The sequence below is a fragment of the Sphingobium sp. FW306-1B-F04DB genome (genome assembly GCF_058781925.1).
Window position 1 is genome coordinate 1 of the sequence record NZ_JBYSXE010000130.1, and the last position, 928, is coordinate 928.

The 928-nt window shown below is 56.8% G+C and carries 1 protein-coding gene; it reads left to right on the forward strand.

Translation table 11 applies throughout. From position 1 onward, the window contains the following. Nucleotides 1–78 precede the first annotated feature (78 nt). Nucleotides 79–882 (forward strand): helix-turn-helix domain-containing protein, encoded by an 804-nt coding sequence (locus AC3WJD_RS22025; RefSeq protein ID WP_492748999.1) that lies wholly within the window; start codon nt 79–81, stop codon nt 880–882. Nucleotides 883–928 lie beyond the last annotated feature (46 nt).

The following is a 928-nucleotide window of genomic DNA, read 5'->3' on the forward strand; positions in this document are numbered from 1 at the left end:
TCAGCCCCATCGACTTCGAGAAACAATCTGAGGTAGCGTAGCCTATCTTGGTGTCCGCGAAACCGGCAGCAGCTCAATGTGGAGTTCCCGCTTCTCAAGGACACTTACACCATAGGTGTTCGCTGCCTGCCGGAAACGAGCAGGATATCGGTGCATGGCCAGACCTTCAATTACAGCTCGCCGAGTGGCTACACCCATTTCCTCAATCTGTCGGGCGTCGACTTCGTTGAGTTGAACACCCACAGCCATACAATCGAACTTCTGCTTTCTCGGAAATTCATGGACGAGGTAGCTGAGGACTTGGGCGCCAAGCCCGTCGCGTCAATTGGCAACGACCGGTGCTTCCTCCGCCCTGATCCCGTCATCCCCAAGATGACAGAATATATTCGCCCATTTCTCGACGATCCGAAGCGCCTAGATGCCCTTCATGCGGACAGCTTCATGTGGGCGTTCGGAATCTACGTGTTGCGTCGGTATGGCGGCTTGGAAGACAGGCGGCATAATGTTGGTGGTCTTAGCGTCTGGCAGGAGCGGCTCGCTAAAGAATGGATGGAGGCCACCCTGCAATCGGGCACGAGCCTGACTGAACTGGCCCGTGCGTGCGGGCTAAGTGTAAGCCGCTTCTCCCACTCTTTTCGCCGATCGGCTGGCGTCTCTCCTTACCGCTGGCTGGTCAATCGGCGCGTGGAACGGGCGAAAGGCCTTTTACAGTTGTCCCTCCCGCTAGCGGCAGTAGCCCAGGACTGCGGATTCGCAGATCAAAGCCACTTGTCCAGGATATTCAAGAAGGCCACTGGTATGGCACCACGGACATGGCAGCTCGCTCATCAACTACGGGTTTCGGAAACTGTTGTCAGGCGACATGCAAAACTGGTCCGGTAGCGACACGTAGAACTGGTCCCCCCACCTTTGGACGAGGAGGGACTGA